The sequence below is a fragment of the Micromonospora hortensis genome, from assembly GCF_022230935.1.
Classification (GTDB): domain Bacteria; phylum Actinomycetota; class Actinomycetes; order Mycobacteriales; family Micromonosporaceae; genus Micromonospora; species Micromonospora hortensis.
This window is the reverse complement of sequence record NZ_JAKKFE010000035.1, coordinates 25,097-37,692: the sequence shown is the minus strand read 5'-3', so window position 1 is coordinate 37,692 and position 12,596 is coordinate 25,097. Positions and strand designations below refer to the sequence as shown.

The window sequence follows — 12,596 nt, the reverse complement described above, 5'->3', positions numbered from 1 at the left end:
CCGGGCCCGGACCGCCGTCGGGTCGGCGACCCGTTGGCCGGCACCCCACCGACCGACCGCCGCCCGACCTCCCCGGACCGCTCGCCCCACGGGGAGCGGCCGCACCCCGCCGATCGCCCGGCCGCGCCGGAACGCCCGGCCGCGCAGCAGCGCCCGTACTCGCCGGAGCGACTGGCCCCGACGGCGGACGCGCGCCCGTCGGTGGCCCCGCCACCCACCTGGCAGGCACCGCCGCCACCGGCGACCCGCCCCGACCCGACCCCGGCCGACCCGACGCCCGCGGTTCCGGCTCCGGCGGCCTCGCAGCCACCGGCGCCGGTGCTCCCGCCGGCCCCCGGCACGCCGCGCCGCTACGTACCCCCGCCGCCCTCGGAAGAGCCGGTGGGGCCCGTTCACGAGCCGGACGACGTTCCGGGCACGCGCGGGCCGGAAGCGTGGTTCAGCCCCGCTCAGCCCGCCGAATCCGACCAGGCCGAGCCCGCGACGGACCAGCGGTCCGTCGACCCGGTCGACGACGAGTCGACGGCCGGCGACCCCGACCTCTCCGCGACACCGACCGAACCGGACGCGCAGACGTCGGCGTCTGCGGCCGACACCCACCTCGACGTGACCGACGAGCAGACCAGCGGGTCGACAGCAGACGACACGTTCGACCCGGTCTCCGCACCGCCCGCCCACCCCGTTTCCGGTGCCCCTCGGATCTGGGCGGACGACCTGGACGACGATCCGCGGTCCGCTTTCGACACGGAAACGTTGCACGGCGACCAGCCCGTCTCTGGCGCACCTGTCGTCGCGATGCCCCATCAGCGGACCGAAGCCGACCCCGAAGCCGAGGGTGAGGCCGGCCAGCAGCCCCTCACCGCTTCGCCCAGCGACGACACCTACCCGGTCGAGCACACCCCGACGGACGAACTCGCGACACCCGACGAGCCGACGGACGCGATAGACGATCCGAACGCGGACCCGGCGGATGGTTCGCGAATCGACGAGTGGCGGAGCGACGCGGCACCGCACGTCACGTCTGCGGACGACACGAGCCCGCCCGTCTCCGCACCGCCCGCCTCGGTCACGCCGGTCTCCGCTCCTCCGGCACCGCCGGTATCGGCACCGCCCGCGGCACCCGTCTCCGCGCCGCCAGCGCCCGTCTCCGCGCCGCCATCACTCGCCGCAGCGCCCGTCTCCGCGCCACCCATCCCCATCGCGCCCATCTCCGCGCCGCCAGCGCCGACCCCAGCCCCGGTGTCCGCACCACCCGCCTCGGCGCAGCCGTACCCCGTAGCACCGGTCTCCGCGCCGCCGGCGCCCGTCTCCGCGCCACCGGCCTCGACACCACCGCCCACCGCAGCGCCCGTCTCCGGGCCACCAGCGTCGGTAGTGCCGACGTCCGGGCCGCCAGCGTCGCTCGTGCCAACGTCCGGGCCGCCAGCGTCGGTAGTGCCGACCTCCGGGCCACCCACCTCGGCCGTGCCCGGCCCGAGGATCGGCTCGGACGGGGAGAACGGGCCGGTGTCCGCGCCACCCGACGAGGCACCGCCGGTGCTGACCCGCCCGTCGCTGGCCGACCCGGGCGACCCGGAGCAGGTGCTGGCCGCGTACCGGTGGCGGTTGGACCCGGTCACCCTGCGCGAGGAACTGACGGAGCCGGACGACCTGCGGGCCATCCGGCGGCGGCTGACCGAGAAGTTGGGATCGGCGGTCGACAACCGGGCCCGGGCCCGGCTGCTCAGCCTGCGGGCGGTGGCCTCGCGGATTCTCGGCGACCTGGACGACGCGCTGGCCGACGGTCGGCTCGCCCTCACCTACGCCGAGGCCACCGGCGAGCTGCGCCGGACCGCGCTGGCCCAGGCCCGGCTGGCCCACGTGCTGCGCTGGCGCGGCGACTTCGCCGAGGCCGACCAACTCTTCGCCCAGGCCAACTCGGTCGAGTTGCCCGACCGGCTGCGGGCCGCGCTGCACGAGCACGCCGGGCGGTCGTGTTACGACCAGGGACGACTCATGGAGGCCTGCGAACACTTCGAGAAGGCGCTCGACCTGCGCGGCGCGGGCGACGCCGAACTGTTGGACCGGGTCCGGGTGGCCCTCGACGCGGTCACCGTCCGGGCCGAGGCCGATGGTTTCGGGGCGTACCCCCGGGGTCGGGACGAGGTGCTCGACCGGGACCGACCCCCGTTGCCGGACCGGGACGGGTCGCTGTGGGGTTACACCAGCCAGGACGGCGATGTGGTCGTCCCCGCCCGGTACGCCGAGGCGCAGCCCTTCCACGACGGGTTGGCCTGGGTCCGCCGGCCGGACACCGACCGCTGGTCGCTGATCAACCTGCTCGGTACGACGGTGATCCCGCCGTCCTTCCGGGCCGCGCAGCCGTTCAGCGACGGCCTGGCCTGGGTGGTCGGCGAGGGTGGTTGGACGGCGATCGACGCGACCGGGGCGGTGCAGGTCGCGCCCAACTTCGCCGAGGTACGACCGTTCCGGCGTGGGCTGGCCGCGGTGCGGCGCGAGGGGTGGGGGGCTGTCGACCGGACCGGTCGGGTCATCGTGCCCACCCGCTACCACGGCTTCGTCACCGAGTTGGCCGACGGCCAGCAGATCGACGGTTTCACCGACGAGGGGCTCGCCGTGGTCGACGTCGCGGGACGGCGGGGCGTGGTGGACCGCACCGGCACGGTACTGGTGCCGCCGGCGCACCCGATGCTGGTCATCCACCCGGTGGCGTTCCTGATCGAGAGCGACAACGGGCGGTGGGGAGCGCTGGACCGGCGCGGCGTGCCGCTCATCGATCCGGTGCACCGCGATCGCGCCGAGGTGCTGGAGGAGATCGACCGGCTACTCACCGACGCCAACCCGGTGCTCTGAGTCACCGGTCGTCAGTGTTGATCCACTGGAGCTAGGGTCGGTACATGGAATTCCGACACCTGGGCCGTTCCGGCCTGATGGTCAGCGAGATCTCGTACGGCAACTGGATCACCCACGGATCGCAGGTCGAGGAGGACGCCGCGTTCGCCTGCGTCCGGGCCGCACTCGACGCGGGGATCACGACCTTCGACACCGCCGACGTGTACGCCGGCACCCGAGCAGAGGACGTGCTCGGCCGGGCGCTGGAGAACGAGCGCCGGGAGGGCCTGGAGATCTTCACCAAGGTCTACTGGCCGACCGGGCCGGGCCGCAACGACCGTGGCCTGTCCCGCAAGCACATCATGGAGTCGATCAACGGCTCGCTGCGCCGGCTGCGTACCGACTATGTGGACCTCTACCAGGCCCACCGGTACGACTACAGCACGCCGCTGGAGGAGACGATGGAGGCGTTCGCCGACGTCGTCCACTCCGGCAAGGCGCACTACATCGGGGTCTCCGAGTGGACCGCCGAGCAGCTGCGCGCCGCGCACCCGCTCGCCCGGGAGCTGCACATCCCGCTGGTCTCCAACCAACCTCAGTACTCGATGCTCTGGCGGGTCATCGAGACCGAGGTGGTGCCGGCCAGTGAGGAGCTGGGCATCGGGCAGATCGTCTGGTCGCCGATGGCGCAGGGTGTGCTCTCCGGCAAGTACCTGCCGGGGCAGCCGCCGCCGGCCGGTTCCCGCGCCACCGACGAGAAGTCCGGTGCGGGCTTCATCTCGCGGTTCATGAACGACGACGTGCTCACCCGGGTGCAGCAGCTCAAGCCAATCGCCGAGCAGGCCGGGCTGAGCATGGCCCAGCTCGCCGTGGCGTGGGTCCTGCAGAACCCGAACGTCTCGTCGGCGATCATCGGCGCGTCCCGCCCCGAGCAGGTGCACGACAACGTGAAGGCGGCCGGGGTGAAGCTCGACGCCGACCTGCTCAAGGCGATCGACGACATCGTCGGGCCGGTCACCGAGCGGGACCCGGCGAAGACCGAGTCCCCCGCGCAGCGTCCCTGACGCCGTTCCGGCCCGGCCGGCGCGAAACCCTCGCGCCGACCGGGCCGGGTCAGGTCAGGTCCGTCTGGTAGCCGATTCAGGTCGACTCTGCCCGGTCGCCGGTCACCGCCAGAAGCGAATCAGCTCCAGGCCGGTGGCGTAGAGCCACGACGGCAGACCGAGCAGGTCACCGACCGCGAAGACAGCGTCGAAGAACCAGCCGCCGACGCGCGGGTTCCACAGCAGCGCGAAGAGCAGGATGAAGCCGTACGGCGCGAACAGGTCGTACATCTTGCGCCACTGCGGGTTGAGCCACGGCTGGATCATGTTGCCGCCATCCAGGCCAGGCACCGGCAGCAGGTTCAGGAAGCTCGCGGTGAGCTGGAGGAAGGCGAGCAGCGCCACCCCGGCCCAGAACTCCACCGGACCACCCGACTGGGTGCCGAGCCGCACCGCCGCCACCAACACCAGCGTGAACAGCACGTTTGTCGCCGGGCCGGCGAGGCTGACCAGGGTGTGCCGCAGTCGACCCGGGATGGCGTGCCGGTCCACCCAGACCGCGCCACCGGGCAGGCCGATGCCGCCGAGCAGCACCACCACCACCGGCAGCACTATCGACAGCAACGGGTGGGTGTACTTCAACGGGTTGAGCGTCAGGTAACCGCGATGGGCGATGTCCCGGTCGCCGGCCCGGTAGGCCACCACCGCGTGGGCGTACTCGTGCAGGCAGAGCGACACCAGCCAGCCGGACACCACGAAGAGGAACACGTTGAACCGGACGCTGCCGTACCCGTTCCAGGTCAGCACCCCGCTGACCGCGAAGAGCGCGACCAGGCCGAGGAAGACCGGGCTGGGCCGGAACGCCGCCTTGGGCACGCCGAGGACCAGCCCGTCACCGCCCGGGCGGTCGTAGGCCATCACTCGGCCGTGGGCAGCAGGCTCATCCGGTACTCCACCCGGTCGTCCTCGACGAGCGCGACCGAGGTGACGCCGGACGCCGCGAGCTCCCGCCAGGTCTGACCGATCCAGGATTCGGCGTCGGCCTGGCTGCTGAACGACTCCGCCGGCCCCTCGACCGTCTTGCCGTCCGTGCCCTCGTACCGCCAGCTCCACGCCATGCCGCGTCTCCCCTCGCCGCTGAAGTCCCCGTGGGACGAACCCTCGCCAGCGTAGTCGGCCCGACGCGCAACGGCCGCTCGCTCGCCCCGGCAGAGCCCCACGGGGTGGATCAATCCAATCGACGCCGGCCGGTACGGTGGCTCGGTGCTGACACGGGGAGTGCTGCTCGGCGACCGATACCGGCTGGGCGAGCGGGTGGCGACGGGTGGGATGGGCGCGGTCTGGCGCGGCACTGACGTGCTGCTGGAACGCGAGGTCGCCGTGAAGGTTCTGCTGCCGTCGCTGGTCGCCGATCCGGAGTTCACCGCCCGCTTCCGGGCCGAGGCGCGGATGCTGGCCGCGCTGCGGCACCCCGGAGTGGTGCCGGTGCACGACGTGGGGCAGGCCGCGCTCGACGACGGCAGCCAGGTCGACTACCTGGTGATGGAGTACGTCGACGGCGAGCCGCTGTCCGCCCGGGTGCGCGCGGTCGGGCGGCTGGACCCGGCCACCGCCATGTCGGTGCTGGCCCAGGCCGCCGACGCGCTGCACACCGCCCACCTCGCCGGCATCGTGCACCGGGACGTGAAGCCGGGCAACCTGCTGGTCAAGGCCGACGGCACCGTGGTGCTTGTCGACTTCGGCATCGCCCGGTCCCGCGCCATGGCTGGGCTCACCGCCGCGAACATGGTGCTCGGCACCGCCTCGTACATGTCTCCCGAGCAGGCCACCGGGCAGCCGGTCTCGGCCGCCACCGACATCTACGCGCTCGGCGCTGTGGCGTACTTCTGCCTTGCCGGGCAGCCGCCCTTCCACGGTGACAACCCCCTCGCGGTGGCGCTGCGGCACGCGCAGGAGGACCCGGCGCCGCTGCCGGCGGACACCCCACCGGCGGTCGCCGCCGTGGTGAGCCGCGCGCTGGCCAAGCGTCCGGAGGACCGGTTCGGCAGCGCCGCCGAGTTGGCCGCTGCCGCCGCCGACGCCCGCGACGCGACACTGGCCAGCATTCCGGTCTCGGCCCGCCCACCGTGGGCGCTGGCCGCCCCCACCCCGGGGACGCCCGCGGCCGTTCCGGTCACGCCAGCCGCCACACCCCCCGCCCCGCAGGCCGCACCGACCCCCGTGCCGCCGGCCGCACCGCCGCTCTCGGCCGGACCGACGCCGGTCGGGCAGCCCGCGCCGGTCGGGGCTGCCGCCGTGCGCACGCCGGCCGGCTTCGCGGCCTCGCCGGTGAGCGGGCCGGGGTCGACCCGGGAGGACGTGTTGCGGACGGGGTCGTCCGGCCGACGCCGGCAACTGCTGGTCGGCGTCGGCGCTGTCGCTCTCCTGGCACTGATCGCGGTGGCCGTGGCGGCCCTACGACCCGACGGGGAGCCGGGTGGGGCGGACCATCCACCCGCGCTGGCCGGCGAGTCGGCGGCGGCCCCGGACGGCGGCGCACTCGACGACGGAGGTGCGAGCACCTCGGGACCCGCACCGAGCGGCGCGCCGAGTACCAGCCGCACCGCGTCCGCCGCACCGACCGTCTCCGGCGGACAGCCCGACGCGCCGACCAACGCGCCGGACCCGCGCACCACGACGCCGGGCAGCACACCGACCGGTACGGCCAGCAGCCGACCGACGCCCACCCGCACCCCGTCGAGCCGGCCCAACCCGTACACGGCCGCACAGGCGTGCGGCAGCGGCTACCAGGTGATCGACTCGGCGACGCTGACCGGCGGGGACGGGCAGCGCAAGGGCCGGGTCTTCCTGCTGTACCACTCGGGCAACGGCACCAACTGCGTGGTGACCCTCAAGGACGCCGCGGTCGGTGCGAAGTCGGCCGCCTCGGCGTACCTGGAGGTGCAGGGGCGGGCACGCAGCACCGACAGCGGGTCCTTCGACTACTACGCCGGACCGGTGCGGGCCACCGCCGCTGGGACGTGCGTCAAGTGGGGCGGCTCCACCGGCGGGGTCAGTTACGGCAGCGGGTTCGAACACTGCGACTGACCACCGCGCCGGCCGTGCCGCCACGCTGGCTTTCCCTCCGGCGCGCGACCGTCCCTCAGGGCCACCCGCGTACGGGCAGGGTAGATCTTGGACACTTTCCGTTCCGAGCTGACGGAAACTGTCCAAGATTGCCAGCGGCGCCGGGTGAAGCGGCCCGAGGTCGCGCCGCACCCGACCATCTGGTCCAGGTAAGGGAACTGGACGCTTTCCCGCAATGGACGCGGAACGGACTTTCGATCTTCGTCAGGTCGGGGCGACGTGCCCAGGCACAAGGCGAGCGAACTAAGGTACGGGCATGTCCGTAGACGGGTGGAACACGGTCCTGGTGCTCGGCGGTATCCGGTCCGGCAAGTCCGAGTTCGCCGAGTCCCTGGTCACCGACGCGCCGGTGGTCCGCTACGTCGCCACCGCGCCCGAGGGCGACCCGGAGGACACCGAGTGGGCGACCCGGCTGGCGGCGCATCGGGCCCGACGGCCGGGCAGCTGGACCACCGAGGAGACCACCGAGGACCCACGCCGGCTGGCCGACGTGCTGGAGTCCGCCGAGCCCAACGAGATGCTGCTCGTCGACGACCTGGGCGGCTGGGTGACGGTGCTGCTCGACCCGGATCACCAGCCCGCCGACGACGTGGCCACCATCGCCGAGCTGGCCGAGGCGATCCGCGGGTGTGCCGCGCGGGTGGTGTTGGTGAGCCCCGAGGTGGGGCTGTCGCTGGTGCCGACCACCCCGCTGGGCCGGGCGTTCACCGACGCGTTGGGCGCGGCCAACCGCGCGGTCGCCGACGCCTGCGACGCGGTAGTACTGGTCGTCGCCGGTCAGCCGGTCTGGCTCAAGCCGGCCGCCACCGCTACCGAACCGTCCGTTCCCGCCACAGTGACCGCGCCGACGGCCGCCGCCACCGCACCGATCGTGGCCAGCCTGGCCGACGCCGAGCCCACCCCCGAGGTTCAGCTGCCCGACGTGCTGACCCCCACGCCACCGGCCGCCCCGACCGCGGAGCCGGGCAACCCGTGGGCCGCGCCGACAATGGCGCTGCCGATGGTGTCCACCGGGCTGGTCATTCAGCCCGGCATGGAGCTGCCGATGCCCGACGAGTACGCCGGCCCGCAGGCGGTCGACCGGCTGACCACCCTTGACGTACCGGGCGCCGGGCTGGGCGTGCTGGACCGGGTGGTGGGCTTCGCCGCCACCACCCAGGGCACCTCGACCCCCGCCCCCTGGGGCTCGGTGCGGGTGCTGCTGCTGCACGGCGACCACGCCGGCGGGGCGGCGGCCGGCACCGTCGCCGGTGAGTCGGCGCGCCGCGCCGCGCAGGCCCGCGCCGGCCAGGGCGCGTTGGCGCGGCTGGCCGCCGAGAGCGGCGCGAGTCTCCAGGTGGTGGACACTCCTGCCTCCGCGCCGATCGAGGACCAACCGGCCCTCGCGCCGGAGCAGGTGGAGTCCGCGCTGCGCTACGGCTGGCGGTTGGCCGAGCAGGCCGCCGACGCCGGCGTACAGCTGCTGGTGCTCGGCGCGTGCGGCGCCGGCACCGAGGCGGCGGCCGCGGCGGTGCTCGCGGCGACAGCGGGCGCGGAGCCGCCCGCCGTGTTGGGCCGGGTGATCACCGACTCCGGCGAGATCGACGACGCGGCGTGGATGATCCGCTGCGCGGCGGTGCGCGACGCGCTGCACCGCACCAGACGCTCGTCGCGCGGTGCCAAGGACATCCTGGCCGAGTTGGGCGGCGGCGACGTGGCGGTGGCCACCGGCGTGCTGCTCGGCGCCACCGCCCGCCGGGTGCCGGTACTGCTCGACGGGCCGGTCGGGTTGGCCGCCGGCATGGTGAGCCGCGACCTGGCCGGGCAGGCCCGGCACTGGTGCCTGCTGGCCGACCACGGCGGGCACCCGGCCGTACGACTCGCCGCCGACGTGCTGGGCCTCACCCCGCTGCTCGACCTGCGGATGGATCTCGGCGAGGGCGCGAACGCGCTTGTCGCGCTGCCGCTGCTGCGCTCGGTGTTGGCGCTGTCCGCCGCGCTGCCGGTGCACCCGTCGCTGGCCGGCACCGACGACACCGAACCGGTCGCCGACGAGCCGGAGTCCACCGACCCGAGCTACGCCGACCCGGATCTCACCGAGCCCGACTCGACCGAGCCCGACTCGACCGAGCCCGACTTCGCCGAGCCGGAGCCGGCCGGGCCGGGCCCGGCCAGCACCGGGGCGGACGAGCAGCCGGCGTCGGGCTGGCGTGCCGGCTGAGCCACGGCTGCTCGCGGGAGCCCGGCTGGCGGTCACCACGTTCACCACGCTGCCGGTGCGGGCCGGGCGCATCGACCGCCCGGTCGCCGGCACGGCGATGGCCCTCGCCCCGGTGGTCGGCGCGCTGCTCGGCGCAGTGCTGGCCGGTGTGCTGCTGCTGGCCGGGGCGCTCGCCCCACCGCTGGTGGCGGCCGGTGTGACAGTCGGCGTCGCCGCACTGCTCAGCCGAGGGCTGCACCTGGACGGGCTGGCCGACACAGTGGACGCGCTCGGCTCGTACCGGCGGGGCGCTGCCGCCCTGGAGATCATGAAGAAGCCGGACGTCGGCCCGTTCGGAGTGGTCGCCCTGGTGGTCGTACTCCTGGTGCAGGCCGCGGCGCTCGCCGACCTCGCCGGTCGGTCCTGGCCGGCGTGCCTCGCGGCGGTGGTAGCGGCGACCGCGGCCGGGCGGCTCGGTGTCACTGTGGCCTGCCGGCGGGGCGTGCCGGCGGCCCGGCCCGACGGGCTGGGCGCGCTCGTCGCCGGCACGGTCGGCCCGGTGGCGGTGGCCGCCGGCGCGGTCGCCGTCGTGCTGCTGGCGGTGCCCGCGGTGCCGGACCGACCGTGGCAGGGGCCGCTGGCCGTCGTCGCCGCGATCGCCGTCGCGCTACCGCTGCTCAACCACGTGGTACGCCGCCTCGGCGGGATCACCGGCGACGTCCTCGGGGCGACCGTCGAGGTGGTCACCACGCTGGTCTACCTGGGTCTGGTGCTGTCCGGCTGAACCGGGCCCGGCGGGCCGGGTAGCGTTCGGCTCGACAACACCGGCGCGGCCACCGGGGGATCCCACAATGCTCATCACGGACGACTTCCTGCCCGTACCGGTGCCGGAGTCGCTCAGCGCGACCTACCTGGTGCCGATGGCGGGGCTACCGAAGGTCAGTGCGAAGACAGCGGTGGCGGCCCTGACCGGCCGGCTGGCCGAGCCGGTGCACGGGCTGGCCCGGCAGATGCTCGACAGCCCGCTGATGAGCGTCGACACCCGGCCTATCGCCGAGTTCCCCGAGCTGCCACCGGACCTGCTCACCGCGTTCGGTGCCACCAAGGAGCAGCTGGACCGGCTGGCGGCGGCGACGCACCTGGTGGTCGTACAGGCCGAGTACCGGCCCGGTTGGCCACCCGCGCACGAGTGGGCCGCCCGGGCGGTCGCGGCTGCCGTGGCGGAATCCGTCGACAGCGACGTGGTGGACGTCTTCGGCCTCCAGTTCCTCGACCCGGCGACCGCGCTGCGCTCCCTCCCCGACGAGCAGGGCCGCATCCGACTTGTCGACTGGGTGCTGGTGCCGTACTCCTCGGACAACGAGGGCCTGTGGTTCACCACCAAGGGGCTGCGCCGCTTCGGTCTGCTGGAGTTGCAGACCCAGGGGGTGCCCGACCACCTCACCCGCGCCTGGGGTGCGGTGATGACCGGGGCGGCCCGCCGACTGCTGCGGGACTGGACCGACGGGCTCACCGGCGAGGAGGTGCCGGCGTTCGTGCAGCTCCCGGTACTGGCCACTGTCACCGGGCACGACATCGCGGTGGCGTACGGCAACCCGGAGCAGCACGGCGCCACCGCTCCGGTACTGCTCCGCCTCGAACTGGACCCGGCGACCGACCCGGAGGCCGACTCGTTCCTCAGCCTGCGTCCGCCTGCCGGGCACCCCGGCCCGGACGGGCGCTACTACGCCGCCGCCTGCGCGACACTGTTCTCCGGGATCCAGCCGGACGTGCGCTACGCCCGCTCCGGTGACGCGATGAGCCGTGCGGTCGCCACCGCCCGGGCCGCGCTGGATGACGCGCGGGCCCGGTTCGTCGCCGGCCAGCTCCCCACCGAGTCGCAACTGGTGGTGAAGTACGGCCTGCCCGGAGACGACGGGCCGGAGTACGTCTGGGCGGGCGTCACCTCGTGGGAGACCCCGGAACGCATCGTCGGCGTGAGCGCCAGCGACGCCAACACCGACGAGAGCGTGCGCATCGGCGCCCCAGTGGTAGTGGAGGCGTCCGACGTGGTCGACTGGGCCGTCCTGGACGCGACAGGCGTCATAGAGGGCGGCTGGACCCAAGCGGTCCTGGACTCAGGCGAACCCCCAACCCCCTCCCGCTAACCCCCTGGCCTAGTTGATCAAGAGGTTTGCGTCAGAATCCCGTCCGAACTTGACGCAAACCTCTTGATCACCGGGGCAAGGCGGTGGGGTTACTTCACTGAGGGGGTTACGAAGGGGGGTTTGGTCAACTTCAGGGGGGCTCGGCGGCCTCGGATGTCGATCTCGACCTCGTCGCCGTCGGTGAGGTTGGCGTTGGTGTTCAGCAGGGCCAGCGCTATGCCCTGTTTGCGGGTTGGGGAGAAGGTGCCGCTGGTCACCACACCCACCTGGGTGTCACCCACGTGCAGCGTCATGCCGGGGCGGGGGATGGCCCGGTCGACTGCCACCAGGCCGCGCAGCGTACGCCGGGGGCCGGCGGCCTTCTCGGCGAGCAGCGTGTCGCGGCCCCAGAAGGCCGGCTTGTCCCAGCCGACGGCCCAGCCGGAGCGGGCCTGCACCGGGCTGATGTCCAGGGAGAGGTCCTGCCCGTGCAGCGGGTACCCCATCTCGGTGCGCAGCGTGTCCCGGGCGGCCAGCCCGCAGGCGCGCAGCTCGAACGCCGCGCCGGCGGCGAAGAGCGCATCCCAGACGGCGAGCGCGTGCTCCGCCGGCACCACCAGCTCGTAGCCCAGCTCACCCGTGTAGCCGGTACGGCAGACGGTCAGCTCCACCCCGGCCAGGCTGGCTGCGGAGAAGCTCATGTAGCCGTGTTCGGTGGGCAGGTCCAGGGCGGCCAGCAACTCGGCCGAGCGGGGGCCCTGCACGGCCAGCACCGCGTACGCCTCGTGCTCGTCGGTGACTGTCACCTGCGCGGGAGCGGCGGCGCGCAACCGGCGCACCACCTCGGCGGTGTTCGCCGCGTTCGGGATGAGGAAGACGTGGTCGTCGGCGTACAGGTAGGCGATGATGTCGTCCACCACGCCACCGCTGGCGTCGTCGCAGCAGAGCGTGTACTGCGCCCGGCCCGGGCCGATCCGGCCCAGGTCGTTGCTGAGGCAGGAGTTCACGAAGTCGGCCGCGCCGGGGCCGCTCACCCGGGCCTTGCCCAGGTGTGACACGTCGAAGACCCCGACCGCCGTACGCACGGCGGTGTGCTCCTTGAGCACTCCGCCGCCGGCGTACTCCAGGGGCATCTCCCAGCCCCCGAAGGGGGCGAACTTGGCTCCGGCGGCGGTGTGCCGCTCGTGCAGCGGGGAACGGCGCAGCCGGGTCGCGGCGGCGTCGGAGGTCACGTCGGTCATGGGTGGCAACTTACCGGGGGCAACGTCGCTGGTTAGCATCGGCGGGAGC

At 73.9% G+C, this 12,596-nt stretch carries 8 protein-coding genes and 1 pseudogene; 6 read left to right on the top strand and 3 right to left on the bottom strand.

The window, feature by feature from the left end:
* The first annotated feature begins 795 nt into the window (after positions 1 to 795).
* Positions 796 to 2,853, top strand: coding sequence for a WG repeat-containing protein (locus tag NIE111_RS24335; RefSeq protein WP_372488398.1), 2,058 nt, complete (start codon positions 796 to 798; stop codon positions 2,851 to 2,853).
* 44 nt (positions 2,854 to 2,897) lie between these two features.
* Positions 2,898 to 3,896 (top strand): aldo/keto reductase family protein, encoded by a 999-nt coding sequence (locus NIE111_RS24330; protein WP_238686663.1) that lies wholly within the window; start codon positions 2,898 to 2,900, stop codon positions 3,894 to 3,896.
* Positions 3,897 to 3,998: 102 nt separating this feature from the next.
* Here NIE111_RS24330 and NIE111_RS24325 read toward each other — a convergent pair whose 3' ends face one another.
* Together NIE111_RS24325 and NIE111_RS24320 are read right to left on the bottom strand one after the other, a co-directional pair.
* The gene (locus NIE111_RS24325; RefSeq protein WP_238686662.1) at positions 3,999 to 4,793 is read right to left on the bottom strand and encodes a site-2 protease family protein; all 795 of its coding nucleotides are present in this window, start codon (positions 4,791 to 4,793) and stop codon (positions 3,999 to 4,001) included.
* Positions 4,793 to 4,993: a hypothetical protein gene (locus NIE111_RS24320; protein ID WP_238686661.1), complete on the bottom strand. Its 201-nt coding sequence runs from the start codon at positions 4,991 to 4,993 to the stop codon at positions 4,793 to 4,795. Before NIE111_RS24320 ends, NIE111_RS24325 begins: the two co-directional genes overlap by 1 nt.
* A gap of 145 nt (positions 4,994 to 5,138) precedes the next feature.
* Between NIE111_RS24320 and NIE111_RS24315 the strand changes: the two are divergent.
* From NIE111_RS24315 to NIE111_RS24300, 4 genes and pseudogenes are all read left to right on the top strand, one after another.
* Positions 5,139 to 6,635, top strand: a pseudogene (locus tag NIE111_RS24315) (serine/threonine-protein kinase); the annotation flags it as partial.
* A 622-nt stretch (positions 6,636 to 7,257) separates the two neighbouring features.
* Positions 7,258 to 9,201 (top strand): bifunctional adenosylcobinamide kinase/adenosylcobinamide-phosphate guanylyltransferase, encoded by a 1,944-nt coding sequence (locus tag NIE111_RS24310; protein WP_238686660.1) that lies wholly within the window; start codon positions 7,258 to 7,260, stop codon positions 9,199 to 9,201.
* A complete protein-coding gene (locus tag NIE111_RS24305; RefSeq protein WP_238686659.1) occupies positions 9,191 to 9,964 on the top strand; it encodes an adenosylcobinamide-GDP ribazoletransferase in 774 nt (257 codons plus the stop codon). The genes NIE111_RS24310 and NIE111_RS24305 overlap by 11 nt, the downstream gene beginning before the upstream one ends.
* A 67-nt stretch (positions 9,965 to 10,031) precedes the next feature.
* Entirely contained in the window at positions 10,032 to 11,327 is a 1,296-nt protein-coding gene (locus NIE111_RS24300; RefSeq protein WP_238686658.1) for a DUF2314 domain-containing protein, read from the top strand.
* Between the two features lie 89 nt (positions 11,328 to 11,416).
* Here the strand turns inward: NIE111_RS24300 and gcvT are convergent, their stop codons facing one another.
* Positions 11,417 to 12,547 carry a glycine cleavage system aminomethyltransferase GcvT gene (gene gcvT / locus NIE111_RS24295; RefSeq protein ID WP_238686657.1) on the bottom strand — a complete coding sequence of 377 codons (1,131 nt, stop codon included), beginning with the start codon at positions 12,545 to 12,547 and terminating at the stop codon, positions 11,417 to 11,419.
* Between the last annotated feature and the right edge of the window lie 49 nt (positions 12,548 to 12,596).

What these genes read in the sequence shown, in the direction of transcription:
- NIE111_RS24335 (WP_372488398.1), top strand. Translation starts at nt 796, where the DNA reads ATGCCCCATCAGCGGACCGAAGCCGACCCCGAAGCCGAGGGTGAGGCC.
- NIE111_RS24330 (WP_238686663.1), top strand. Translation starts at nt 2,898, where the DNA reads ATGGAATTCCGACACCTGGGCCGTTCCGGCCTGATGGTCAGCGAGATC.
- NIE111_RS24325 (WP_238686662.1), bottom strand. Translation starts at nt 4,793, where the DNA reads ATGGCCTACGACCGCCCGGGCGGTGACGGGCTGGTCCTCGGCGTGCCC.
- NIE111_RS24320 (WP_238686661.1), bottom strand. Translation starts at nt 4,993, where the DNA reads ATGGCGTGGAGCTGGCGGTACGAGGGCACGGACGGCAAGACGGTCGAG.
- NIE111_RS24310 (WP_238686660.1), top strand. Translation starts at nt 7,258, where the DNA reads ATGTCCGTAGACGGGTGGAACACGGTCCTGGTGCTCGGCGGTATCCGG.
- NIE111_RS24300 (WP_238686658.1), top strand. Translation starts at nt 10,032, where the DNA reads ATGCTCATCACGGACGACTTCCTGCCCGTACCGGTGCCGGAGTCGCTC.
- gcvT (WP_238686657.1), bottom strand. Translation starts at nt 12,547, where the DNA reads ATGACCGACGTGACCTCCGACGCCGCCGCGACCCGGCTGCGCCGTTCC.